General features: G+C 36.1%; 18 protein-coding genes. 12 read left to right on the forward strand and 6 right to left on the reverse strand.

Annotation, left to right across the window (positions count from 1 at the left end):
• Window positions 1-66: 66 nt before the first annotated feature.
• From MHH95_RS07480 to MHH95_RS07490, 3 genes are all read left to right on the forward strand, one after another.
• Window positions 67-1,128 carry a CAP and S-layer homology domain-containing protein gene (locus MHH95_RS07480; RefSeq protein WP_191698708.1) on the forward strand — a complete coding sequence of 354 codons (1,062 nt, stop codon included), beginning with the start codon at window positions 67-69 and terminating at the stop codon, window positions 1,126-1,128.
• A 282-nt stretch (window positions 1,129-1,410) separates the two neighbouring features.
• Window positions 1,411-2,349, forward strand: a complete 939-nt coding sequence (locus MHH95_RS07485) for a C40 family peptidase (RefSeq protein ID WP_340727003.1) — start codon at window positions 1,411-1,413, stop codon at window positions 2,347-2,349.
• 366 nt (window positions 2,350-2,715) lie between these two features.
• A complete protein-coding gene (locus MHH95_RS07490; protein ID WP_340727317.1) occupies window positions 2,716-4,716 on the forward strand; it encodes an N-acetylmuramoyl-L-alanine amidase in 2,001 nt (666 codons plus the stop codon).
• 275 nt (window positions 4,717-4,991) lie between these two features.
• On the opposite strand, the gene MHH95_RS07495 is transcribed toward MHH95_RS07490, so the two are convergent.
• Both MHH95_RS07495 and MHH95_RS07500 read right to left on the reverse strand, forming a co-directional pair.
• The gene (locus MHH95_RS07495; RefSeq protein WP_340727004.1) at window positions 4,992-7,004 is read right to left on the reverse strand and encodes an S-layer homology domain-containing protein; all 2,013 of its coding nucleotides are present in this window, start codon (window positions 7,002-7,004) and stop codon (window positions 4,992-4,994) included.
• 267 nt (window positions 7,005-7,271) lie between these two features.
• On the reverse strand, window positions 7,272-7,538 hold the full coding sequence (locus MHH95_RS07500) for a multidrug ABC transporter ATPase (protein WP_340727005.1): 267 nt from the start codon (window positions 7,536-7,538) through the stop codon (window positions 7,272-7,274).
• Window positions 7,539-7,883: 345 nt separating this feature from the next.
• Between MHH95_RS07500 and MHH95_RS07505 the strand changes: the two genes are divergently transcribed.
• From MHH95_RS07505 to MHH95_RS07530, 6 genes are all read left to right on the forward strand, one after another.
• Window positions 7,884-9,353, forward strand: a complete 1,470-nt coding sequence (locus MHH95_RS07505; RefSeq protein ID WP_340727006.1) for an O-antigen ligase family protein — start codon at window positions 7,884-7,886, stop codon at window positions 9,351-9,353.
• A gap of 208 nt (window positions 9,354-9,561) precedes the next feature.
• Complete coding sequence (locus MHH95_RS07510) at window positions 9,562-11,832, forward strand: S-layer homology domain-containing protein (protein ID WP_340727007.1); 2,271 nt, start codon at window positions 9,562-9,564, stop codon at window positions 11,830-11,832.
• A 496-nt stretch (window positions 11,833-12,328) separates the two neighbouring features.
• On the forward strand, window positions 12,329-13,474 hold the full coding sequence (locus MHH95_RS07515; RefSeq protein WP_340727008.1) for a polysaccharide pyruvyl transferase family protein: 1,146 nt from the start codon (window positions 12,329-12,331) through the stop codon (window positions 13,472-13,474).
• Complete coding sequence (locus MHH95_RS07520; RefSeq protein ID WP_340727009.1) at window positions 13,471-14,559, forward strand: glycosyltransferase; 1,089 nt, start codon at window positions 13,471-13,473, stop codon at window positions 14,557-14,559. The genes MHH95_RS07515 and MHH95_RS07520 overlap by 4 nt, the downstream gene beginning before the upstream one ends.
• A gap of 35 nt (window positions 14,560-14,594) precedes the next feature.
• Window positions 14,595-16,112 (forward strand): murein biosynthesis integral membrane protein MurJ, encoded by a 1,518-nt coding sequence (gene murJ / locus MHH95_RS07525; protein ID WP_340727010.1) that lies wholly within the window; start codon window positions 14,595-14,597, stop codon window positions 16,110-16,112.
• 293 nt (window positions 16,113-16,405) lie between these two features.
• Window positions 16,406-17,002 carry a TetR/AcrR family transcriptional regulator gene (locus MHH95_RS07530; protein WP_340727011.1) on the forward strand — a complete coding sequence of 199 codons (597 nt, stop codon included), beginning with the start codon at window positions 16,406-16,408 and terminating at the stop codon, window positions 17,000-17,002.
• A 45-nt stretch (window positions 17,003-17,047) separates the two neighbouring features.
• Here MHH95_RS07530 and MHH95_RS07535 read toward each other — a convergent pair whose 3' ends face one another.
• Window positions 17,048-18,415: a S41 family peptidase gene (locus MHH95_RS07535; RefSeq protein WP_340727012.1), complete on the reverse strand. Its 1,368-nt coding sequence runs from the start codon at window positions 18,413-18,415 to the stop codon at window positions 17,048-17,050.
• Window positions 18,416-18,555: 140 nt separating this feature from the next.
• Window positions 18,556-19,875, reverse strand: a complete 1,320-nt coding sequence (brnQ, locus tag MHH95_RS07540) for a branched-chain amino acid transport system II carrier protein (protein ID WP_340727013.1) — start codon at window positions 19,873-19,875, stop codon at window positions 18,556-18,558.
• A gap of 309 nt (window positions 19,876-20,184) precedes the next feature.
• On the opposite strand from brnQ, the gene MHH95_RS07545 reads away from it, so the two are divergent.
• The 3 genes from MHH95_RS07545 to MHH95_RS07555 all read left to right on the forward strand — a co-directional run bounded on the left by MHH95_RS07545 (window position 20,185) and on the right by MHH95_RS07555 (window position 22,600).
• Window positions 20,185-21,150: a C40 family peptidase gene (locus MHH95_RS07545; protein ID WP_340727014.1), complete on the forward strand. Its 966-nt coding sequence runs from the start codon at window positions 20,185-20,187 to the stop codon at window positions 21,148-21,150.
• A gap of 317 nt (window positions 21,151-21,467) precedes the next feature.
• On the forward strand, window positions 21,468-22,016 hold the full coding sequence (locus MHH95_RS07550; protein WP_340727015.1) for a C40 family peptidase: 549 nt from the start codon (window positions 21,468-21,470) through the stop codon (window positions 22,014-22,016).
• A 209-nt stretch (window positions 22,017-22,225) separates the two neighbouring features.
• On the forward strand, window positions 22,226-22,600 hold the full coding sequence (locus MHH95_RS07555) for a hypothetical protein (protein ID WP_340727016.1): 375 nt from the start codon (window positions 22,226-22,228) through the stop codon (window positions 22,598-22,600).
• Between the two features lie 85 nt (window positions 22,601-22,685).
• Here MHH95_RS07555 and MHH95_RS07560 read toward each other — a convergent pair whose 3' ends face one another.
• Window positions 22,686-23,591 carry an accessory Sec system S-layer assembly protein gene (locus MHH95_RS07560; RefSeq protein WP_340727017.1) on the reverse strand — a complete coding sequence of 302 codons (906 nt, stop codon included), beginning with the start codon at window positions 23,589-23,591 and terminating at the stop codon, window positions 22,686-22,688.
• A 4-nt stretch (window positions 23,592-23,595) separates the two neighbouring features.
• Window positions 23,596-25,956 (reverse strand): accessory Sec system translocase SecA2, encoded by a 2,361-nt coding sequence (gene secA2 / locus MHH95_RS07565; protein ID WP_340727018.1) that lies wholly within the window; start codon window positions 25,954-25,956, stop codon window positions 23,596-23,598.
• Window positions 25,957-26,570 lie beyond the last annotated feature (614 nt).

A 26,570-nucleotide genomic window follows, 5' to 3' on the forward strand; every position in this document is an offset into this window, starting at 1 on the left:
TGTGAAGCTTGCAAATTTATCATAGTATAATAGTAAGAAATGACAGATTAAGGGGGCTTTTTTGGGTTGAAACGATTTTTAGCAACGGGGTTTATTATTGCTTGTCTATTTCAAATGCAAACTCCAACGTCTTATGCACAAACGGCTCCAAAATTTACTGATGTAAAAAGTAGTTATTGGGCAGCACCGATAATTTATGAACTAGCAGGAAAAGGCTTTATGGAAGGATTTGCAGACGGCACCTTCAAGCCGAATAGTATGACCACTCGTGCAGAGGCGGCTAGTATAATAGCGCGAACTATGGGGATAGATTTGACTACTGATTTTGTCCCAAACTTTAGCGACGTACCAAGCAATCATTTATATTATAAGGAAATTACTAAGTTGGCCGAATTAGGGATCATTCAAAATGAAAGCAAATTTAATCCTGAAGAACCGTTAAAGCGCGCACATATTTCAAAAATGATTGCCCTTGCCTATGCAGTTGAAGTTGATTCAAAAAATAAAACGAAATTTAAAGATTTACCTAAAGGCTATTGGGCAAAGGACTATATTGAATCATTGGCGGATGTAGAGATTGTAAAGGGGAAGACAGCTACCAAATTTGAGCCAAATGAATTTGTAACCCGTGCACATGTAGCTGCATTAACAAAGCGCGGTATGGAATTTAGACAAAAGGTCCAAAACTTAGAAATAGTTTATGACCTTTTACAGAAAGACTATATCGATACAGTTAATCACCATAAGCAATGGGAGAAGAAAATACTGGATTTAGTTAATAAGGAACGTAAAAATGAGGGATATTCAGCAGTCAATCAAGATTTGAAGTTGACACAACTTGCCATTATAAAAGCAAAGGACATGGTAAAACGTAACTACTTCGAACATTATTCAAAGTTTTACGGGAATCCATGGGATTTGGCAACATTGTTTGACTATGAATATACAAGCTATGGTGAAAATATAGCCCGTAATTTCAAAACACCTGAAACAACTGTTGCTGCATGGATGGCTTCACCGAAACATCGGGAAAATATTTTAAAAAGTACGTATACTCATATGGGAATCGGTATTGAAAAAGATAAAAATGGTAAATATTATGTAGTTCAGCATTTTTCTAGTAAATAATATGGTAAATTCTAGTGTCTTACATTACAGTAATATTACAATGAGAGTTTAATGGTAAGTTAATTTCTATTTAAAACACGGAATCTCTGCTTAAATACAGGGATTCCGTGTTTTTTGTTTTTATATTAAAAATACTATAACTGTTACACAAGTGAAAAATAACATCACAACATTATATGTTACCCTGTTATTAGGTTAAATAAACATGAACAAATAAGTTTTCTGTTATGTTATACCTCGAATTTAGTATTTGAGGCCTATTTGAAGGGAGTTTCAAATTAAGTGAAAAAGAAAATTTTATTACCGATCTTTGCAACTTTCATGATTTTTTCAGGTGTAGGGACGGGTTCAAATACAGTACAAGCATCATCAGCTTCAGAATTAACAGCAACAGCTTCTAAATATATCGGTGTACCATACGTTTATGGAGGAACAACAGCACGCGGGTTAGATTGTTCTGGTTTCACTAAATTAGTGTTCAGTCAATTAGGACATGATTTAAGTCGTACAGCAGCTGCTCAATATAAACAAGGGAAAGCCGTTTCAAAATCTGATTTACAACCAGGCGACTTAGTATTTTTCAATACAAGCGGCGGAGTATCACACGTGGGTATTTCATTAGGCGGTAACAAGTTTATCCATGCTGGTACAAGCACAGGCGTAACGGAAGCTAATATAACTTCTTCTTATTGGGCGAAAAGATATGTAGGCGCTAAACGAGTAGCGAGCTTTGGCGAAAGTGAAAAAGTAGTCGCAGCAGCATCTTCTATTGAAAAAGAGGAAGTAAAGAACTCAGCAATCGATTTCACTGTTTATGCATCTCGTGGTGAAGTAGCGATTCAATTAGCAGAAACTTTAGGTTTAGATACATCTGATACAAATTCACCATTTGCGGATATTAAATCATCTTCAAAATATGCAGGTGCAGCAACAGCACTTTATAAACTAGGCATTTTCACGGGTGACGAAAACGACAAATTCAATGCAGGTTCACCATTAACACGTGCTCAAATGGCAAAAGTATTAGTAAAAGCATTTGATTTAAAAATGGCATCAGACAATTTAAAGTTTACAGATGTTCCAACATCACATTGGGCACATAACGATATTTCGATTTTAGCATCAAACGGCATCACAGTTGGTAAAGGTGATGGTACATTCGGTACAAACGATAATGTTATGTTAAAACATTTAACGGCTTTCATTAACCGTTTACAATAATTTAATAATAAGATTCAGTAACTTCTACATATATCAATAGATATACCTTGCAGGGAAGTACTACTTATGGGAAGCACAAACAAAAATTGTTTGTGCTTCCTTTTTGTAATGGGGAAGTGAAACGATTAATAAGGAAAGTGGATGAGGTTGTGAGTAAAGTAGAATAGCTCACTGTGAAAGTAGAAGGCGGCCACTGTTATTTTAAAAGTAAAAGTACCTATATATATAATATAAAGTGAAAATAGCATATCTTAATTTCTATAAAATAGAAAAATATCAATTTACTAACTTAACTGCATATTAATTTTATGAATTATTTGGTAAAATGATAATTATCTAATAGAAGGGAGGATTTATACATTGTCTATGCGCAGTTTCATCATGACGGTGACAATCATCTTCATGTCAATGTTCCCATTAAATATGGCAAATGCCAGCACAAGCTTTGCCGATGTCCCTTCTACAAACGGGGCATACGGAGAGATTTCTTATTTAGTAAATGAAGGTGTCATCAAGGGGTACACTGAAAATGGGAAAACACTGTACAAGCCAAATGCACATGTAACGCGTGGACAAGCGGCGAAAATGGTCGTTGTTGCAACGAAGAACAAACCTTTAACTGTACAAAATTCTTCGTTTTCTGATGTAACAGTCGGAACGGAGCTTTCAGGATATGTAGAAAGTGCAGTAAAATTAGGATTTTTCTCAGAGCAATCAAAAGGGAAATTTGCACCGAATACACCTTTAACACGTGAAGAAATGAGTAAAGTTTTAGCGATTGCCTTTAACTTAAATACTAACGAAACAGGTAAGCTGGAGGTGCCATTTAAAGATATTAGTCCGACATACAGCTATTATCCATATGTAGCGGCTATTTACTTTAATGGAATTACAGTGGATGCAGAAAAGTATAATCCTAAAAATTCAGTAACACGTGCACAGTTTGCATCGTTTATCGGACGTGCTTCATCAGAAAAGTATCGTTTACCTTTGCCTGTTCAAGGAGTTAGCGTACCGGATGCTTCGGTTGCAATTGCTTCTGTAAAAGCAAAGGTAGATAACCTGAATGTAAGAACATCTGCTTCAACTGCCAATACCTCGAATGTTTTAACAAAGGTAAACTCAGGCACTTCATTTAAAGTATTTGAAGTACAGCAGGATGGTTGGCTGAAAGTTTCATACGAGGGGCGTTATGCCTATGTTTATAAAGATTATGTTGATTTTACTGATGAATCTGGACAACTAATAAATAAAGTTCAAAAAAATGTTTACGCACTAAATGATATTCAAGTCTACCAAAAGCGTGATGTTAGTTCAGATATTGTTAGTTCCGTAGCAGATAAAGAAATAATTGCCGTTTATGGCACGGTAGGCAATTGGTATGTCACATTAGTCAATGGTTTACCAGGTTATGTTCGCATTTCACAAACACAGGATACTTTGCCGGTAGAAGAAGTGGTGACACCACCTGTAGTAGAAGACAAACCGACAGTGGAACCTCCAACTACAGTAGTGGAAGAGGAACAAAATACGCCTGAACCACCTGCAGAAAGTGGAGTAGAAAATAGTCAGCCAGAAAAGCCGATGACACCTCCACAACAGCTATTAACGAATACAATTGGCAAAGCGACAGTTGATGCTTTACATATTCGGGAGTCAGCGTTAGGTACATCTCGTTCACTTGGTCAAATTAAACGAGGTACACTTGTAGAAGTACATTCATTATCAGGAAATTGGGCTGAAATAACGTACAATGGTATTAATGGTTATATTAATAAAACGTATTTACAGCTACTTAACCAAACTGGTACGGCTGTGAAGGATCGCATTATCGTGCTCGACCCAGGACATGGCGGAAAAGACCCTGGAGCAGTTAAAAAGAATGCACGTGAAAAGGAAATCGTTTTAAAAGTTGCCAACTTAGTTAAGCAAAAGCTTGAACAAGACGGTGCAACGGTAAAAATGACTCGTATAGGTGATACGTTCCCAAGCCTGGAAGAGCGTGTTAAATATGCGAAAAATGAAAACGGTGAGATTTTCATCAGTCTACATGCAAATGCCGCTTCAAAAGAAACGGCAAAAGGCACTGAGACATTTTACAGTGTCAAATCTAATGCAAATGAAAAAGAAGATTTTGCATTAGCAACTGCCATCAATAATGAAATTGTCAAAAATGCTAAAATGTATAATCGCGGTGTGAAGCGTGCCGATTATGTCGTTATTAAAGGACAAGTTATGCCTGCTGTATTAGTAGAACTAGGTTTCTTAACAAATAGCGACGATTACAATAAATTAGTTTCTGATGACTACATCGAAATTTTTGCTCAATCTATTTATAATGGCATTGTCGAGTATTATACGAAATAGTTTTTAAAATCTAAGTTTCTTTCCTTTATATAAGGGAAGGAGCTTGGATTTTTTATGTTGAAGTGGCGATTAAATTTAATAAGTGGACATTATAAAATGAAAGTGGCGAATATTTTCTTGGAAATGTCTAATATGTATTTGAAAGTGGATATTAAGTGAATGTAAATGGCGATTATCTTTAAGTTTTGTCCATTAAAGGTCGTCAAGTGGCGAATATCATTTTATATACAAAAAATCCAGTACCCCGAATAAAACCGAGGTGCTGGATTTTTAAGTTAAGTTCCTGGAATAAGTTGAACTAAATCAGAGCGTACCCAACCGTGTTTAGCAGGCGGGTTATTATCTGAAAGAATCTTGTACCATACATAGCCGTCTGTACCCTTCGTTTCTTCGACGATTGCAACTGGGTAACCAAACACACCTGTTTCACCTACATATTTTGCTTTATAAGTGAAATGAACTGGTGAATTTGTTGATGGTTCTGTACGGACATTCACTAAATGACCGTTTTCATATGACACAAATGCTAGTTTCGCTTGTTTGTAATCCTTTTTGCCGAATCGGTTGTCCATACGGTACATATGACCAGCAATTTTACTTCCCCAGAAAGGATCTGATGCGTAGTGAACATTCATACCCGACGTTTTATTGCCCGGCGCTGCTCCTTTTGCATAGCCGCCTGACTGTGGTGCATAATTTAAGTTCACATAGCGATTAATAAAGGCCATTACACTATCATCACGTGATGCATAAGTTTCACCTAATGTAGGATCAGTATCAAAAACTTTTATACCGAAAATGTTATTTTTCGTTAAGGCATTTTTACTTACCCCGTAATCACCTTCGTGCATTGATGCCGCTAAAATAAATAAAGCATTAACATTATATTGTGCTTCTACTTGTTTCAACAATTTACCCATCCCGATTAAACGAGATTCAATCGGTGCTTTGGCGTATTGAGGAGAAGTTGGAATTGCCTGACGTTCCAGTAATAATGTCATAATCATATTATCTAACTCTTCAGCAGTATAGTTAGAAGGCTGACGAATAGATTGGAATTGGAAGTAAGGATAATGTGTCCCTACTTTTTTCGTTAAGAATACATCCGAATAGAAGTTTACACCATCTTGGCTGTAGTATTGTGTGCCGCGCTGCATAAATGCAGGTGCTTCACTAATAACATAATCCCAATTATATTTTTGCGAACTATGATTATACGTACGGTGTGTTAAGTAACCGCCTTCAACAAAATAGAAATCTTGTCCTTTAATTAAGCTTGTTGGTGTTAATGCTACCTCATCGATTTTCACATAGCCTTTTGTATCAGCTAATTGAACGATTGCATATTGATCATTGCTCCCAAAGTATTTAAATTGAGACCCTTTTGTAGCATATGATAACGATTTCGTAAATTTTTGATCTGAATAAACCGTTACTGTAGTTGCTGTTGCAGAAGCAATACCTGCAGACATTTTAATAATTTTGTCGCCTTTTAATATAAGGTTTGAACCAGAACTATTTAGTGCTGCTTCAGCTTGCTCATAGTTAAAGTAAACAGTTGGATTTTTATCAATGACACCTTTTGAAATTTTACCTACATAATAAACATTCGGATTTGGAGCAGGTGGTGTTACAACAGGACCTGTATTACTGTCATCTTCTTTTACAGCAAAACTTTCAATAGTGCTATTCATACGGAATAAAAATGCAGCAGCATGACCGATCGTTGCATTTCCTTGTGGATCAAAGAATACACCTTTATTTGTATGCGAACCGCGAATGATATTGTAATAAACATTTGTAGCAACAGCAGGTTTGAACTGGTCGCTTATTTTGTTATTGTCTTTAAATGTTAAAGGTTGTCCATCAAGCGGCACGTTAGAATAGCGAAGCGCTTTTTGTAAAAAGCCTGCCATATGCTGACGTGTAATTTTTTCATTTGGACGGAATGTGCCATCCGGATAACCACTTAAAATATTTGCCCCCGCAGCAGCCTGAATCTCAAGTGTAAGTTCATTGCCAGCTTTTAAATCTTTAAAAGTATATGTAGAAGAAGCTGGTAACTGAAGTGCCCGCGTTATATATGAAGCAAATTCGCCACGCGTAACAGCGCGGTTCGGGTTATAGTTACCTTTACTGTCAGGTCGTATAACACCTAAGTTGGACCAATATGTTAATTCATTCACCATTTGGTGGCCTTTAATATCATTTGCATGAGATGTTGACTGTGTTGTAAAAGACATAGCTACGACAAAAGCGAGTGCTAGTCCAATTATTTTTTTAAACACATATTCACGCTCCTTTCCCTATTGGTTATTTTAACAATTTATGAGAGTGAATAATAGAAAAATAGTAATTCTTTATCCGTTTGTAATATAATTGTAAAAAATTGGTTTGATAAAAGTGTGATAGAGAAAAATAAAGTAGATTTAACAATATGGAGCTAAATGTTAAACCTACTTTGTAAATGAAGGGGATTAAGCTTAACAATAAAAGACGTGTAGAAGTAAACGGGAGCCATGGAGACAAAGTGTGGAGGGTACGAAAGATGAAGCTTAAATATTTAAAGCCTTGGAGATTTTTTTCACTTCTTTAGTCAAATAATTAAGCTGTTCTTGAATACCTTTTATATCGACGTTATTATTCGTATTATTAATAGTCAACTGTTGGGCTTCTTGTATAGCGAGTGCAGTTGCAAACGTGGAAATACCTTCAGCTAGCGTAGCTAATAAACCAGCTATAACTTCTAGTGAAGCTGCCTGAATGACCGGGGAGTTCTCCTGTGCTGCTTCGTTATTTTTTTTGCGGTTATTATTTTGCAATGCTATGACCTCCAAACTAGTGTTATATACATCTTATGGAGATAATGAGCAAATATGAATATTGCTCAGAAATTTGGTGAATAACTTAGTTTAAGAATAGCGCAAGCTCCCAGTGGTGGCATCCTTCGTAAAAATACCGAATATATTAGCAAGCTTCTATTAAACTTTATTCTATTAAAACGGCATTCCTATAATATTAATATGTGTTTTGTATGAACATTGTATTATAATTGTAACCATATTATACTTAAGTTCGTCTTAATCCACATGAGCAAAACTCATCTAAAATAGGGAACTACATATAAGAAAGGGTTTGGGACATCTATGAAGGACATTTCTGTCAAAATGAATAAAAATGAGTGGCTCGAAATCTTGGGAGCAATGATTGTACTTTGTGCGGCAACACTGCTACCACCAGCTATAGCACAAATCAGTACTGCTATATTCTTTGTGCTATTTGCATTTTTCAAGCCATTTCAAAGTTTAGTGATCTTAGTACCGTACGTAATTTTCCGTACACTTTTTATTGAACTAAACCCTGGACTTAAACTAATAGGAGATTTAATAACAATCGTAGTATTATTACGAATGTTCCTATTGAATATAAAGAAATTTAAAACATGGTTCCACTTTAAGCCATTTGAATATTTCTTTTTTGCCTTTTTAATTTTTGGCGCGGTTATCGGTTATAAAAACGGTGTATCACTTGGAGCGATTGTGTTCCAATTACGTACATTCGGCGTAATGTATTTGTTGTATTATATTATTAGCCGAAGTGAATTGCCGAAAAATTTCCTTGTAAAACTTGCATGGGTGACTGTATTCTCAGGTGCCATCATTTTTGTGCAAGGTATTGTCGAAAAATTATCGATGCGCCAATTATTAATGCCAGAAGTTTGGACTCAAAAGATCCTTTCATCTACTAACTTTGTGCGCATCTATGGCATGCTTAACAATCCAAACTCATTGGCTCTAGTCATGTTCTTTGCAATTAGTGCAGTATTTTTCTTGCGGTGGGTATATAAAGATGCTGAATTTAAATGGAGTCTTCGTATCGCGCAAGTTGCCTTCTTTGGCATGCTTTTACTGACTTTATCACGGGGTACTTGGATCGCAGCATTCGTATTCGTCCTATTCTTTATGTTAATTGCACACAATTGGCAGTTATTAAAGAAGATAGGCGTCACGTTGGTTGTAGCCATTGTATTAATTTATTTACCAGTCAATTGGGGCGTAACATTTTTACAGAACTTAGGTGTAGAAAATACAGTAGCACCAGATGAAATTTCAGGCGGAATCAGTAACCGCTTCACTGAAACATTTTCAGATGACACACTGGAGTTAATGCAGGAAAGCGGCCGAATGTTCTATATTAAAAAGGGCATTGAAGTATTAAAAGATTACCCTATTACGGGTGCGGGCTTTGGTACATTCGGTGGCTCAGCAACGTTATCGTATGATTCACCAATTTATGAAGAGTACGGAATTCGTTCAGATATTTATGGTGGTAAGAACTTCTACTCTGATAACCAATATATCCAAGTTATTGCAGAAACTGGCGCTGTAGGTGTGCTTCTATTTGCAGGTTTCCTACTTGCGATGGTGTGGATGTACTGGAAGGAACGGAAAACAGTATTCGGCCAATATTTATTTGGACTATGGTTTGCAACAGGCGTAGCCGGATTCTTCTATAATATTTGGGAGTTAAAAGTATATGTACTCTTTTACTTTATCCTATTTGGAATATTTGCAAGTACACGCATGATGTATCCGATGCTAAAACTTAGTGATTATGAAAAACAAAAAGCAGAATAATAAATGAATGGAACTACCTCTTGTCAGGTAGTTCTTTTTTGATTTCTACCTCATTTTCTTAAAATATGTAATTTTATGTTGAAAAGTATAATATTTTGTAAAATGTAACAAAAGATTAATAGTTTCTTTGGCGAAAATTTGTTAAGGTAAGAGATAGGTAAAAAGAGAGGAAGGTGACTTGCTTCAAATTACACAGGAAGCGCATATTATGAAAACAAAAAAATCCTTAATTTTGGCAATGTTAATGGTGTTTGCATTAATTTTCAGTACACCACAATTTGCTAGTGCTGCACAATCGACAAATGACTCGTATCCGCTGTCACCAGGGGTAAAATATTCAAATTACACGCATAAAGGAACAAAAACGAATATAGTAAATCACTTAGAAGTAGATTTAGCTAATTCTTTTACTAAAATTGGTTTAGGTTTACCAAACCCTATTACTACACTAATGACGACAACGCAACATGCGAATAATCGTTCAAAGGAAGGGAACAGGGTAGTTGGTGCTATCAATTCTAACTTCTATAATATGGGTGATGGCTATCCATTGTATTTAATTTCTCAATATAACACAATCGTAACACCAAGCGTTATATCAAGTTCAAGCTCCAATTATGTAAGTCAGCCGATTGCTTTCGGTATTACGAAGGATGGTAATGGTGAGATTGCATATTACAACAGCAAAATTAACGTTACATACAATGGTGAGACAAATGAAGTAAATGGTTTAAACGTTAAGCGCGGAGATAATGAAGCAGTTATTTATACACCGCAAAACCATAGTTCCATGACGCCCAATGGTGGTAAAGGGATGGAATTTATTGTGGAAACAGGCAATACAATTGGCGCAACGAAGTTTGGCCAAACGTTAACTGGGAAAGTAACAGCAATTCGCGGCTATGATGATGAAGCGAAGGCAAAAATTCCTCGTAACGGTTTTATACTTTCATTTAATGGATCGACTTGGGGCGATAAATACAGAGGTATTAAAATTGGTGATGAAATTTCAGTAAATTTCTCAATCGATAACCGCTGGATGGATGCGCAGTTTATGATGGCGAGTGGTCCTTTGCTAGTACTCGACGGCAAGAAAAATGTAACAATGAACGAATCAAGTTCACGTGCAAGAGAAACTGCGCCACGTACAGCGATTGCGATTAGTAAAGATAAGAAGAAGGTACACTTAATTACAGTAGATGGACGTGTTAGTTCAAGTGCTGGGATGACATTAACGCAGTTTGCAGATTATTTGGTGAGTCTTGGCTTTGATCGTGCCATCAATTTAGATGGCGGTGGCTCAACAACAATGGGTATACGTAAATATGGAAGTAATACAGTAGTATTAGCGAATACACCATCTGGAGGGACACAACGTCGCGTCTCTGCAATCATTGAAGCGATTAGTACAGCACCAACAACAAACGCTCCAACACATATCCAAGTAACTCGTGATAAAGTTGGCACATTATTAGTGGGGGCAACAGTAAAACTTACACCAAATTATGTGTTGGATGAGTATTACAATCCACTACCGATGAATGCAAGTGATTTTACTATTACACCACAAAATAATACCGTTTCAGTAAATGGCTTAAGCTATACAGCAGTTTCTCCAGGATCTGAACGATTAACTGTTTCGAATCAAGGTGCTGTTCAATCAATTAGTTTTAATGTAGTTGATGCACCAGCCGGACTTTCGATTTCAGGTGTTTCAGGATCCGTTGAACCAAATGCATCGCTTCAATTAAAAGCTAATGTCACTGGTCCAAATAATGAGCCGTTAATTTATAATGATTCACAAATTCAATGGTCAATAGATGGAGATATTGGTTCGGTATTTAGTTCGGGCGTATTTAAATCAAATGGTAAAGAAGGTACTGCCCGTGTAACGGCAACATTAGGAACGAAATCCGTTTCTAAAGAAATCGTTGTAAAGGCAGCTGAAAAGGCATTGTTTAAAGATATTTCCGTAAACAATCGATATAAAACTGAAATAACATATTTAGTTGAAAATAAATTAATTAGCGGTTATCCGGACGGAACATTTAAACCGGAATTAGCTTTAAATCGTGGTCAGGCGGCTGTATTGTTAACGCGTGCATTAGGTTTATCAACAAAAGATGTGGCAAACCCTGGTTTTAGCGATTTATCAACGAACAACACATATTACGGTGCAGTTGCTGCCATTGTACAAGCAGGTATTATGAGTGGTACAGGTGATGGTAAGTTCGAGCCGGGTAAACCTTTGACTCGTGCACAAATGTCAAAAATTCTTGTTGAAGCATATGGCTTAACAGGTACAACTGATGCGAAATTTAAAGATGTAAGCACAAAGCATTGGGCGTATGATTATATTCATACTTTAGCGGCAAATGAGATTACAACGGGTTATGAAGACAATACATTCAAACCGGGTGTAGAAGTATCACGTATGCACTTCAGTTTATTCTTATATCGCACAATCACACAACAATAAATATTTGAGAGCCTTTGTAAAACTGCAGCGAGGAATCGCAGCTTTTACAAAGGCTTTTTTTGGGGGAAAAACAGAGGGCGGTGAAGTAAGAGGGAGGAACTATTGATATGAGCTTAAAGCGAAAGAGGTAGGACGGGGATGTATATAAAAATAAGAGAAGCGAATATTGTCTATAAATGCAATTTATAGTAAAACTATATTTCCTGCAAATAGTGTAAAAAGGATAATTTGCTGGTGAAAAACGACTGAAATCACCAGGACGCAACCAATACTAAATTCAAACCGTCATTTAAATGAAAAAACACATTTTTTTTTATTGAATAAAGTAATCTCACTTTCGGGAATATCGTTTCAAACGAACATTATGCTATACTTAAAATATAATTTATTAAGTGGAAGGGGGGTTCCTAAGTTAGTTTTGCACCCCCCTTTTTTCAAATGAAAATGAAATAAACCAGGCATACATAAATGCTTGATTCAAAGGATGATTGTATAGATGAAAATTGGAATTGTCGGAAATTACGGAAATGATAACAATGGGGATGAGGCGATTTTATTAAGTATCATTCGCCAACTGCAAAAGGTATTTCAAATAGAAACACAAAATATAACGGTGTTTAGCAATAATCCGACACAAACAGCAGAACGTTATAGTGTCCAAAGTGCTCCGTTATATTACAAAAATGGAAATGCGGTAAAAACGTTCGCTAAAACATATAAAGAGAATTCTAAAGTGGTAAAAAATCTCGATTTCGTCGTTATTGGCGGCGGCGGTATTTTAATGGATCTTTATAAACGTGAAGCCCCATTATACGGCTCATATGCGATGATGGCTCATAATAACAATGTACCTTATGTGGTATATGGCTGTGGAGCCGGACCTCTAAATACAGGTTTAGGGAAATGGTTCATACGCTACATGGCAAAGCATGCACAAAATATTTCTGTGCGCGATCCACAATCCCAAGCTCTTTTAAAATCGATTGGAGTAAAACGAGATGTGCCTGTAATTGGGGATCCGGCATTTAGTTTAGAAATAGAACGTTCAAATTATAGCGAAAAACCAAAATCAGTAGGTGTGACAGCGGTACCTTATTATAATGCTTCGTACTGGCCAACAGGTGATGAAGCAAAGTATGAGAATTATATAGACGGTATGGCGAAAAATTTAGACCGTTTAATTGAAGAGCAGCAAGTTGAAGTTACGTTTTTTGCTACGAAATATCCACAAGATGCTGACGTAACAAAAGATATTCAGGCGAAAATGAAGCACGCACAAAACACAAAAATTATTGATGAAAATTTACCGCCCCAACGTATTTTAGATCTTACATCTACATTCGATGTATTAATCGGTACACGACTGCACTCACTGATTTTAGCAACAGATGCAAAAACGCCGATTATTGGTGTGTCGTATCATGTAAAAGTAAATGATTTTTTACAAATGGCAGGGCTAGGAAACTATTCTTTACCAATTGAAGAACTTCATAAATCAGATGAAAAATTTGCAATGCTATTTAACGATATGGCTTTAGATTGGAACGGTGCACAAAAATTAGCTGCTCGTACAAATGCATCATTTAAAGAAAAATCAGCATTAGGAGAGCGGCTTTTAAAAGAAGGTGCTAAAAGATCATGAAAAAAGTTTTAGTCATTAGCAATATGTATCCATCAAAGGAGCATTTAGCTTACGGCATTTTTGTGAAAAATCAGGTTGAGCAACTTGAACAAGAAGGTATTGAAACATTGCTTGCTGTTAATACGAACCCGGCGACAGGAAAGAAAAATGTACTGCTGAAATATGCGAAATGGGCGCGAAATGTTATGCGTACTTTCCGCGCTAATAAGCGAGAAATTTCGCTCACACATAGTCACTACGTCTTTCCGAGCGGTCTGTTCAGCTATTATTTAAAAAAGCGCTATAATATCCCTTATATCGTAACAGCTCATGGTGGAGATATTAATAAAATGGCCAAAAAGAGTGGGCAAATTCGCCAGTTTACAGAGAAGATTCTACAATCGGCTGACCATGTCATTGCAGTTGGGGAAGAGCTTGCGGCTACAATTGAAAAGAGCTTCAACGTTCCTAACGATAAAATTACAGTCATGAGTATGGGGATTGACCGTAATGTTTTCAAAAAAGCAGAAGATAAAAAACAGGTTGCTATACAGCTCGGAATGAATCCGGAAAAAACGAACTTTCTGTTTGTGGGTAATATTATTCGAGAAAAAGGTGTGGCAGAGCTTATACAAGCCTTCAATAAAGTTACTGAAAGCGCACCTGGTCAATCAGCACTATACTGTGTAGGATCGACAAAGGATACGAATTTTACAAGTAAAGTGAAGGAACTTGCAAAAGAGAATGGCGATATTCATTTTATAGAACCAATGCCACAGCATGAATTAGCCCGGTATTTCCAGGCAGCGGACGCTTTTGTCCTTCCTTCCTATATTGAGGGGCTTGGATTAGTAGCTTTAGAGGCGATGAGCTGTGGGACACCTGTAATCGCATCTGATGTCGGAGGCTTGCATTACATGTTGGCGGATGGGGCCGGCGTATTAGCCCCGCCTAAAGATGAGATTCTGCTACAGCTCGCACTTGAAAATACAGTAAAAGAAGGTATGCAAGTAAATGAAGTACGGGTGAACGAACTGCTTGAACTTCATGATTCCAAAGAAATTATTACTCGGCTAAAAGAGCTCTACACAACACATGCAAAATAAAGTAACTGTAATTAAATAAAGGATTGTGATAAGCGTTGAAAGGAATTTTAAAAATAATAGGGGCAGTAGCTGTTATTAATATAATAGCTAGGTTAGTTGGCTTTGCCCGGGAGACATATATCGCAACCGCATTCGGAACAACGCTATATTCGGATAGTATTGTTAATGCTTATACGATCCCTAACTTTTTGTATTTAGTAATTGGTGGGGCGTTTACGACTGCGTTTATATCGGTTTACCATAAAACTACGTCAAGCATTACGGAATATATTCGTCGTACATTTACAACGATACTCATTACCATTACGCTTGTTGTCATTTTGTTTATGGTTTTGGCAGATCCGATATTAATGCAGTTTTTCCATGTGAAAGACGAAGCAGAATATGAAATACTGCGCTCTCTTTACTTTTGGATGATGCCATCGACCATAGTACTCGTATTATCGACTTGGATGAGCGGTATTTTAAATGTACAAGGTCGCTACCATTTATCGGCATTTTCTGTACTTATATATAATGGCTCATTTTTAATCGTATCGGTTGTATTGTCTATTATGATGGGACCAATTGGAATGGGTATCGGGGCATTGGTTGGTGCCATTTGTATGTTCCTGTTCTTAGTATACGGTGTACGAAATGTGAAGGAGATGTCGTTTAAACCGAGTATAAAAGGGGCAGAAGACCAAAAAATGCTATGGAAAGTAGCGCTGCCAATTTTACTTGGTGGTGCCACAGCCCAGGTTTATATACTAATCCAGAGCTTCTTTTCAGCAATGCTTGAAGAAGGGGTTCGGTCTGCAATGAACTATGCAACCAAAATGTCACAGTTCCCACAGGCAATCTTAATGACTGCTGTAACGACGGTAATTTTCCCGTTACTTAGTAGAAAAGAAGGGGAAGGGGATACAGAGTCTGTAAAGGCACTTTACGTACGTGGAATGCGCTTATTATACATACTCGTTTTACCTGTCGCAGTGTTCTTCTACTTCCAGGCGGAAGGCATTATACGAATCGTATTCGAATATAACAAATTCGATGCTGAATCAACAGCAATTACAGCACCATTACTACAAGTATTCAGTACAACGATGTTCTTCCTTGCAGCGAACACGTATATTACACGTTTTTATTATGCAAAGGGTAACTCTGTACTACCAATGATCTTTAGTATTTTAACAGTATTCGGTGTGAATATCGCAGTTGTATTAGCTACGATTGATGCTTTAGGTGCAAATGCAGTAGCACTAGGTACATTAGTCAGTGCAATCGTGAACTTCCTGTTACTTATTATTGTTTTACATAGTAAGTACCAATTAAAGCTTGTAAACAAGAATATTGGACAGTTCATAAAACTGGCAGCAATTGGGTTAGTGTTTATTGCTGTTAACTGGGCGATTGCCGAATGGATTATAATTGATCAAAAGTGGATGCATATTATACTCACATTTGTAATTGCTTCAATTAGTTATTTCATAATACTTTTTGTCTTCAAAATACAGGAGCTTCAGCAAATTGCAGGGAAAGTAAAAGCAAAAATTTTCAGGAAAAAATAAAGAAAGGCGTATCCGAATGAGGATACGCTTTTTTATGAGTAGAAGAATTATAATGGCGAACAAAGTCCTTTATAAAGCCAAACTTTTTACTTTGCAGGACAATTTACGGATTACTAACAATTAAAATATTCAAAAGTAATGTTAATAGACTGCATAATATGCAATGATATCTTATATTTATGACAGATACCTTTATTTTAAGAAAAAATTAATATATAATTGGATTTGGAATAATTGGAATTAATTATATATGATGTACTAATCATCTAAAATAGAGATAAGGGTGGAGAGGTATGGCAAGAGGACGTCGTGTAAATTCAAGCGGTGAAAAAAGCAAAAAGCTATTACTGGAAAAGGCAATTGAGTTATTTTCTACATACGGTTATCATCAAACGAAAATAAGTGACATAGTAAAAGCAGCAAATTTAACGCAGCCTACATTTTATTTATATTTCCAAAGCAAAGAAACATTATTTAATGATTTAAATGAACAGTTCCAAAATGAATTAGTTGAACTATTTTCCGACGTATCAAATGATGTAACTAATGAAAACTATGCAACAGACATTATTCAAAAAAATTTAAAAAAGATGTTTGACTATTTTATGAAAAATCCTAACTTAACGAAAATTGGGTTTTATGATGCAGAGCAATCTACGGCTGTAAAGCAAATGCTTGTTTCGAAATTAGAAAATGTCATTAACAATAATTTAAATGAGTATTCAGTAGTGAAACAGGTTAATGCGACAGTTCTAGCAGAAAGCTTGATCGGGTCGATGGAACGATTAACACTAACAAACTTATTAACAAATAAAACTAATCCAGAGCAATTAGCTCAAGATATTAGTATGATTTATTTTGCAAATGAGAAAAGCTTAGTTCATCAATAAATATAAGAGACGATTCGCAACTACATACGAATCGTCTCTTTTCTATTATTTGGTTGTAACGTGCATGTAAATACCTGTTTTTAATGTATTGCCTTTTTCACCTTTTACTTTTGGGTGAATAATTAAGGCATACTCTTTTCCAGCTGTTAACTCATTTTTAGGTGTGACTAGAAGCTGTCGTCCTGATACTTTATAGGATGTTTCAACAATGTTCCCTCCAAGTTCGACTAATTCTATGGATGTCGTATCAATTGATTGAGCAAGATTATCAGAAAAGTTGATTTTAAATGTTTTATTTAATGGTACGTTTTTCAAGGATGTTATTTCTTTATAATTGTTTAAGTTAGATGCAATTGTATCGTAATGAGCTTTGAAAAGTGGATTACTCACAGTTTGTATATTCGGTTTTACTCCAACCTCATTAATTTTCGTACCATTTGGACCGTAGAAATGGCCAACCGTTAATTTTAGGAAGCTGCCATCTTCAAGTTCATAAAACCCCTGCATTGAGCCTTTTCCATACGTTGTTTGCCCATATAATATTGCGGATTTTTGATCCAAAAGTGCGGCTGCTGTCATTTCCGAGGAGCTGGCACTAAATTTATTTATGAGTAACTTCGTATCAGCTGGAAATATATTGGACTGTTTAATAGAGCGGACATTGGAAGTTCCGGTAGCTTCGGTAATTTTGTAAGCATAAATAGCATTTGGGAACATTCCGATGAGTTGCTCTGCTGCGGTCACATAACCCCCACCGTTATTTTGTAAATCAAATATAAACGTTTTGGCTCCTTTATTTTTCAAATCACGAATCGCTTTTGTTACTAAGCTGGCAGTATCATTTGAAAATGAGTTTAAGGAAATATAGCCGGTGTTACCATATAAAATTCTCGTCTCTACATTTGGCATTGAAAAAGCTTTACGTGTTAAATTCTTTTTTAAAATAGTTCCATCTTCACGTAATAACGTTAAAGAGACTGTAGTTTTTTCCGCTCCTTTAATACGGGAAGAGGCTTGATCGATTGTAAGGGGGGGAGTAGACACGCCATCGACTTCAGTAATAATGTCACCTACTTTTAAGCCAGCACTTTTTGCACTGCCTCCCTCAATAACCTCGGTAATTAAAATACCTTTTTCTACTTTTTCAATGACTACGCCTATTCCGACTGAAGTAAGCTCAACGCCATTAATGAATTCTTCAAATTCCTCTACGGTAAAGTAGGTTGAATATGGGTCGAGCATATTCATTAGTTGCTCGATACTTGTTGCGCGGTTGATATCACCATTGATTGTGCCGACATAGTTTTCCTTCACGATTTGCTTTGCTTCCTCCAGAGGAGCAGAAAGCACAGTAAATGGAATTGTTAAGCACAAAATGAAAAATAGCAGTGCTGACAAATGCTTTTTTATCATGAGTCCACCTCATTAATTTATTTTTGTGGAATAATGGGAATAGAATAACTTCCATATTATTGTTATTTCTATTATACGCCATAGTTAAAGAGGGTACATTAAAAGTTTCCACTTTTAACGTACCCTCTTTATCATCACACTTATTTTCGTTTTACTAAGTACATAATGTAGCCGATAACCCCGCCGACCAATGCTGGGACAACCCATGCGATACCTTGTTCGTATAATGGGAATATTGATAGGAAGTTATCATAGGCTTCAATTTCAAAACCAGCTTGTTTTATGCCATCATAAATCGCAACAATTCCTGTAAATATTAATGCCATGCCATAAACGCTTGGTGCATGGTTAAATAAGTTACCGAATAGTGCGAATAACATAAGCACTATGGCAAACGGATAAATCGCTACTAATACTGGTAATGATAAGTTAATTAAATCTTCAAGGCCAAAGTTTGAAACACCGAAACTGAATAGCGCAAAAATAACTAAATACAGTTGGTAAGAAACTTTAGGGAAAATTTTATGGAAGAAAGTCGCATTTGCCGATAACAAACCAACTGATGTTGTTAAACATGCTAAAATGATGACTGCCGATAAAATAATATTACCTGCTTGACCGTAAAGTTGTTGTGCAGCTAATGAGATAATAGTTCCGCCATCTTTATGGAAGCCAATAGCTGAAGTACTCGTCACTCCGATATATCCTAATGATACATATACAAAGGCTAACCCAAGTGCTGCGACAATGCCTGCAAAGACAGTGATTTTAATTTGTTGTGCTTTTTCAGTTACTCCTCGAGCTACTAAAGATTGAATGATTACAATACCAAATACTAATGAGGCAAGTACATCCATTGTTAAATAGCCTTGTATGAATGATTCACCGAAAGCATTATTTATATATGCGCCTTGTGACTCACCAATCTCACCCATTGGAGTAATAATCGCTTTAATCGCAAGTAAACAAATAACGATTAAAAGAGCAGGTGTTAAAATTTTTCCTACACGATCGACTATTTTTGTCGGATTGTATGCTAAATAGAATGTTAATCCGAAAAATAGGATAGTTGTAATAAATAATGGGATCCAGCTTTCCTGCATTGTATCAGATAAAAACGGTGCAACCCCGATTGAATAAGATACGGCACCTGTTCGCGGAATCGCAAAGAATGGTCCAATAGATAAATAAATAATAGAAGTAAAGATAATTCCGAAATATGGATTAATACGACCTGCTAATACTTCCAAATCACCGCCATTTTTAGCAACAGCAATTATACCTAAAAGAGGTAGCCCTACTCCTGTTATTAAAAATCCAATCATGGATATTAGTATATTTTCCCCTGCCATTTGACCTAATTGGGGTGGGAATATGATATTACCGGCGCCTAGGAAAAGCGCAAATAGCATAAAACCTACCGCGATATTATCACGAATAAAACTTGTCTTGTTACTCATGTTGACTGAACTCCTTTTAATTTGAAAATACAAAACTTTCTAAAAATTTAAATCTTTTCACAGAAATTAATTCTATCATAAAAATAGTAAAAAACAAGTATAACGGGCAAGGTAAATTTACCCTGTGCCTTAATTTACGCAATTTGGACAAAATTCAATTAACACTTAATAGGTAATGAAGTATAATAATATTCATAATTTGTTAATATTTTAGTTGATATTCTATCTATTGGCATGTTGTTTCCTTTAATAGATATTAAGTAAAATAGATTTGAATAGGAGTTTCATAGAGAAGGAGGAGTTTTCCAAATGAATATTAAATGGAAGGTAATGCTAACGGGAATAGTATTTTCGACAGCCTTACTAGTAACGCCAACTGTAGAAGCCGCACCTTCTTATTCGGTAAAAAAGGGTGATACATTAACAAAAATTGCGAAAGCCCACAATACGACAATACATCAGCTGAAACAATGGAATAAATTAACTGAAGATCGGATTTACATAGCACAAAAACTAGTAGTAGCTCCTATTAAGAATACTGTAACAACAACCGTAAATAGTAAAGTTAAAGCAATTTCCGTTGTAGAAGAAAAAGTGAAAGTGCCAGAAAACGCTCATTTTCATACAGTAGTTAAAGGTGATAATTTAACAAATATTGCTAAAAAGTATAATGTTTCGATCGTAAGTATAAAGCAATGGAATAACTTGAATTCTGATGCCATTAAAGTTGGACAAAAGCTTGCAATTAGCACACAAGCTAAAAAGGATCAAGCTGTTGAAGCACCGACTGCCGCTAACGTCGAAGCTGAAATTAACTTTAAACAAACCGCAGATGAAGCGATTGAAAAGCAATTAAGCAGGGAACTTGCCTTACCTAGTACTGTTTCGCATCATACGGAAGCTTTATATACTCATGCCATTGCTATTGCAAATGGAACAATAGGTACCCCTTATAAATATGGCGGGACAACTATTGAAGGCTTTGACTGCAGTGGCTTCGTAAACTTTGTATTCAATTCAGTAGGTATTCAAATGGATCGTAAAAGCAGTCTCATGTATTTCGAGCAAGATACAACAAAAGTAGCGCAACCCGTGCCAGGGGATTTAGTGTTTTTCAAAAACACCTTTATACCGACTATTTCTCATATGGGGATTTATTTGGGGAATGACGAATTTATACATGCGGGTTCTAAAGGAATCACGATTTCAAACGTTAATGAAAAATACTGGTCAGAACGCTTTGTTGCCTATAAACGACTAAATAATTTAAAATAATTTAGAAAAAGAACTAATAAATACACGTAGTATGTCGTTTACTAGTTCTTTTTCTATTACATAAACGAACCTTAATGTTACATATATTACAAGATAGAGGTCATTTTTGGGTATTTGTTACAAAAAATAACCCCGATTTCCAGTAGTATAGTTCTAAAAAGCTATTATAAATAGGTTTTTATTACGAGTTTAAAGAATGACAGAATAGGGTAAACGTAACCTTATTGTTACAGAACTGTAATGTTATATTCTGTAATCTCATGTTAATCTGAGATCAGTTAAGTTTTCAGAAAATTAATTGATGTTGGGGGAACACGATGGATTACTTTAAATTAATACGCAATTCGGTACTAACTTTGGCAGCAGCCTTCGTCATTTTCTTCACACCATTGAATGAAAACGAAGCTTCTGCGGAATCGGCTTACTCCGTTGAAGAGCTGAAAGAAATCTCTTCTAAGTATATAGGGGTACGCTATTCATATGGCGGTACATCAGCAAAAGGTTTTGATTGCTCAGGCTATGTACGTCACGTATTTAAAGAACTGGGTATTACTTCCCTAGAACGTACGTCTTCAGATATGTACACTCAAGGAACTTCAGTAAAGAAAAGTGAATTGGAGCCGGGGGATTTAGTATTTTTCAATACATCTGGTAAACGTGTCTCTCATGTAGGGATTTACATTGGTTCAGGTAAATTCATCCATGCATCGACAAGTAAGGGTGTTATTAAAACAAGTATTAACGACAAATATTACTGGGGTAATAAATATGTAGGCGCAAAACGCGTAGCTAACTTCTCTACAGCAGAAGCAATCGCAGCTGCAGAAGATGATTCAGATGTTGATAACACACCAGAAGCAGAATAATACATAGCTTATACACACTACTACATACTGCATATATAGATCTCTCACTCTTTTATAGGGTGGGGGATTTTTTATTTGAGTTTTAGGTTCTCTTTTAGGAATAGGCGATGTTCGATTTCTACATTTCAAGGCGGAGGTTCAACATTCGTCAAAAAATCTTCTACTTATAAATAAAGGAGGACAATAAAAATGGTAGTTCTACTTTTGAGGTGAAGTGTTCTACATTAGGAGAGAGTGCTTCTACATTTCAGGGCGGAGGTTCAACATTCGTCAAAAAAGTTTCTACTTTTCAAATGAAGGCGGACAATAAAAGTGGTTGTTCTACTTTTGAAGTGGAGTGTTCTACATTAGGAGAGAGTGCTTCTACATTTCAGGGCGGAGTTTCAACATTCGGCAAAAAGATTTCTACTTTTCAAATGAAGGAGGACAATAAAAGTGGTTGTTCTACTTTTAAAGTGAAGTGTTCTACATATGGAGGCAGAACTTCTACATTTCATGGGAGAGTTTCAACATTCGGCAAAAAAGTTTCTACAAAGAATGCAGCTAATAAAAAGCGATCGCATAAAACTTTCTGCGACATATAGATTGTCTATTAATTCCTCACACAATAAAAAAAACAGCATTCGGAAGAGAATATAAATTCCGAATGCTGTGTATGATAGTTAATTTCTATTGTGGTACACGGGCTGTCCAGCGGGAAAGATCAATCCCTTTAACAGTAACTAATTCTTTCGGGAAAATAAATGTCCAAGGCTTTGTCGTATTCGGCTGTACAGATAAGACAGGATCTAATTTGAATGAGCCTTTTGCTACAACAACATTACGAGCATCCATAATCTCAAGCGGTAATTGTTCCAGATTAATCGCTTTTTCATGACCATTACGGATAAAAATGGATGCATGTAAGCTACCGTCATTGTTCATCTTAGCTTGTAATCCTGTAAAGTTCACTTCTGTTTTTCCTAATTTAGGTAAAGATTTTACGATTTCTGCAAGCTTTTCTTGCTGATCTTTTGGTAATTGTTTTTTCCATGTATCATCCAAGTCTAATTGGTGACCACGCAATGATAATAAGTTGAATGAAATCTTCCAGCCTTCTTCTGGTACTTCGTCTGCTGTAATCGAAGAAGCAGGGAAATTGAAAATCCATGGACGTGCACTTTCTGCCGGGATAACGCCTAGCTCTTTAAAGTCAAAATAGTGTGAAGCTAGACGGTTGTCGTCTTTATCTAAAATTAATAATTCAATATCGCCTAATTCGATAGCTTCGGATAATGAAGAACGGAAAAATGCTTTTACATTCCATGAACCGTTAGACATAGAAGGCTCAATATTAATTGCTGATAATGATAATTGATTTGGTTTTAATGGTGCTAAATCATTCGCTAAGAAATTAAATACATATTTTTGTTCTTGCGGTACATCCCATTCAGGATGGAAAGATAATTTTGTAATGACATCACGATTTTCATCTTTTTTAGAAGCTTTACCAGACGTTTCTACGACTGATGATGAATCAACAGCACTATCTTTACCTACTTTGTCACCTTTTTTAAATAAATCGAATAAACCCATTCTGTTATTCCTCCACATTCATCGTAATATTTTTCATAAATGCAACAAGTTCTTCTACAATTGTACGACGAAGTTCTTGATAGTTTTTACCGAATAGTTCTAGCCCTTCACGTTGGTAAATTCTCATAGGGTCTTCTTGTTGATAATGACGTAAGCCAATACCTTCTTTTAAATGCGCCATTTGCTCTAAATGTTTCACCCACATATGATCGATATAGCTCAACATAACTTGTGGAATAACGGCCATTATTTGTTCGTTTTCCTCAAAGCTTTCGATTACAGCCTTTAACTGTTTTACAGGAGGATCCATTGCATCAAGTAAATTTTTCACTTTTGTTTCATCGCGATTTACTATGACCGGCTCAATAAATAGAGAGTTTACTGTTTTCTCCATTTTATCGAAATCCCATTCAATAACATCCTTATCTTCTGGGGCATTTTCACGAACTGCAAAGTCCACTGTTTCATACATCATCCGAATCAGTAAAGGAATAATATCTTCATTCTTTAATACCTTATCGCGTAAATCATAGACAATTCGACGCTGATCATTAATGACATCATCAAGCTTCAAGTTGTATTCACGCATTGAGAAATGTGCACCTTCAACGATACGCTGTGTACGTTCGATTAGTTCTGTTACTTCTTTATTCTGAACGATACCAATATCATTAGTAGTCATTTTTTTTCGGAATTTTTCTACATCATCTTTTGCGAAACGCTTGAACATATCGTCTTCAAGGGATAGGATAAATTGACTTTCACCTAAGTCTCCTTGACGACCGGAACGTCCGCGTAACTGGTTGTCAACACGACGGCTTTCATGCTTTTCTGTTCCGATAACAAACAGACCGCCAAGTTCTTCAACGCCATCTCCTAATACGATATCTGTACCACGACCAGCCATGTTAGTGGCAACTGTAATACGGCTTTTTTGTCCTGCCTCTGAGATTAATTCAACCTCTTGCTCGACAGTTTTCGCATTTAATAGTTGGAAATCTAAGCCGTATTTCTTTAAGTAACTTGCCACTTTTTCAGATTGTAGAATAGAGGTAGTTCCGATTAATATCGGTTGACCTTTTTCGTGGCGGCGTAATGCTTCCTGGGCCACGTATTCGTATTTTTGCTCAATCTTTTCAAATACGAGATCGGGCTGGTCAACACGGCGGCGCGGACGATTCGTTGGAATTTGAATAACGCGCATACCGTAAACTTCCAAAATCTCTTTTTCTTGCGTTTTCGCAGTACCAGTCATCCCTGATAATTTCGGGTACATACGGAAGTAGTTTTGAATTGTAACTTGTGCTTGTGCTTTGTTTTCTTCAGTGATCGTTACGCCTTCTTTTGCTTCGATTGCTTGGTGTAAACCGTCTGAAAGTGAACGACCTTCCATGATACGACCCGTGAACATATCCACTAGCTCAATTTTGTCGTCACGTACGATGTAATCAACATCAAGCTCAAACATAACGTGCGCACGAACTGCCTGAATAACGTAATGGTACAAAGTTTGATGATCTAAGTCATACAAATTGTCGATTCCGAATGCAGCTTCAACTTTTTCAATACCTTGATCAGTTAAAGAAGTTGCTTTCGTTTCATCGTCAAAATCATAATCTTCTTCAGGCTTGAAACGTTTGGCTAGCATAGCAGCAATGCGGTGCAATTCTTCATTGGCTCCCATTTTACCCGCAATAATCAACGGCGTTTTCGCTTCGTCGATTAAAACAGAGTCTACTTCATCAATAATAGCGAAGTGGTATGGACGCTGAACTTTGTCGCCAATAGTGTGAGCCATGTTATCACGTAAGTAATCGAAACCGAATTCCGTTCCGACACCATATGTAATATCCGCATTATACGCTTCTTTTTTAGCTGTTGGTTCCATCATCGGTACGTTCAGACCAACTGTTAAACCAAGGAAACGGTGGATTTGACCGATTAATTCGAAGTCACGTTTTGCTAAGTAATCGTTTACCGTAATAACGTGAACCCCTTTGCCTTCCAATGCACGTACATAAGAAGGGAGTGAGGCAACTAATGTTTTACCTTCGCCTGTTGGCATTTCGGCAATATTACCTTCTGTTAATACAAGACCACCAATCAACTGAACATCGAAATGGCGCATGTTTAATACACGTTTGGAAGCTTCACGGACAACAGCAAATGCATCAGGGATAATGTCATTAAGCTGTTCGCCATTTTCTAAACGTTCTTTAAATGTAAATGTCATATTTCGAAGCTCGTCGTCTGACATTGGACTATATATGGCTTCGAGTTTATTAATTTGCTCTACAGTTTTGTAGTATTTTTTTAGCTCTCGAGCACTAGTTTGCTCTTTACTGCGTTTGAAAATTGAGAACATTATTTTACTCTCCTTTAAAATTGGCTACTTTAATATAGTAGACACTCAGTTATTTTATCAAATTTTGCTCAAAAAGACTACCAAGCGAAGGGGGATTCATAGGAATAAGAGAAATAATATGGAAATTTATACGATAAAGAGTAATGTCTTTTTTTAAAGGCTTATTACCATACATAGGATTTCTTTTCTAAATAAACAAAATAAGGGAAGACTTTACCGTTATTTGAATGATGTAGCTCATTTTCAGGGTAAATAAGGGAACGTTTTACCGTTATTTTAAATAAAATTATGAAATTTCATGCTTTTTAGGTCAATAACGGAACTCCCTTCCCTTATTTTCATCATTTTTTAATTTATTTTAAAAATAACGGAAATTCATTCCTCTATTTATCTCTTTACGAAGCCACGCTGCCAGGAAAGCCTTTCCAAAAGCGGGTAAAACGGACGCTAACTTAAAAAACACTTGCTTCACCGCGTTTTTCTCGTAGCGTAGCAGAATGGTCTTCATTAGAAAATCTTATTTTTTCATTGCTAACATACGGTAAAGAACTATAATATGAAAATTATGTAAAATAAACAAAAATATAGTGGGATGAAATATATCTATATTTTAT

This window comes from Solibacillus sp. FSL K6-4121 (assembly GCF_038002585.1).
Lineage (GTDB): Bacteria > Bacillota > Bacilli > Bacillales_A > Planococcaceae > Solibacillus > Solibacillus faecavium.

Coding starts and splice junctions, on each gene's coding strand:
- MHH95_RS07510 (WP_340727007.1), top strand. CDS start 9,562: ATGAAAACAAAAAAATCCTTAATTTTGGCAATGTTAATGGTGTTTGCA.
- MHH95_RS07505 (WP_340727006.1), top strand. CDS start 7,884: ATGAATAAAAATGAGTGGCTCGAAATCTTGGGAGCAATGATTGTACTT.
- MHH95_RS07490 (WP_340727317.1), top strand. CDS start 2,716: ATGCGCAGTTTCATCATGACGGTGACAATCATCTTCATGTCAATGTTC.
- MHH95_RS07535 (WP_340727012.1), bottom strand. CDS start 18,415: ATGATAAAAAAGCATTTGTCAGCACTGCTATTTTTCATTTTGTGCTTA.
- MHH95_RS07545 (WP_340727014.1), top strand. CDS start 20,185: ATGAATATTAAATGGAAGGTAATGCTAACGGGAATAGTATTTTCGACA.
- MHH95_RS07560 (WP_340727017.1), bottom strand. CDS start 23,591: ATGGGTTTATTCGATTTATTTAAAAAAGGTGACAAAGTAGGTAAAGAT.
- MHH95_RS07550 (WP_340727015.1), top strand. CDS start 21,468: ATGGATTACTTTAAATTAATACGCAATTCGGTACTAACTTTGGCAGCA.
- secA2 (WP_340727018.1), bottom strand. CDS start 25,956: ATGTTCTCAATTTTCAAACGCAGTAAAGAGCAAACTAGTGCTCGAGAG.
- MHH95_RS07520 (WP_340727009.1), top strand. CDS start 13,471: ATGAAAAAAGTTTTAGTCATTAGCAATATGTATCCATCAAAGGAGCAT.
- MHH95_RS07530 (WP_340727011.1), top strand. CDS start 16,406: ATGGCAAGAGGACGTCGTGTAAATTCAAGCGGTGAAAAAAGCAAAAAG.
- MHH95_RS07515 (WP_340727008.1), top strand. CDS start 12,329: ATGAAAATTGGAATTGTCGGAAATTACGGAAATGATAACAATGGGGAT.
- brnQ (WP_340727013.1), bottom strand. CDS start 19,875: ATGAGTAACAAGACAAGTTTTATTCGTGATAATATCGCGGTAGGTTTT.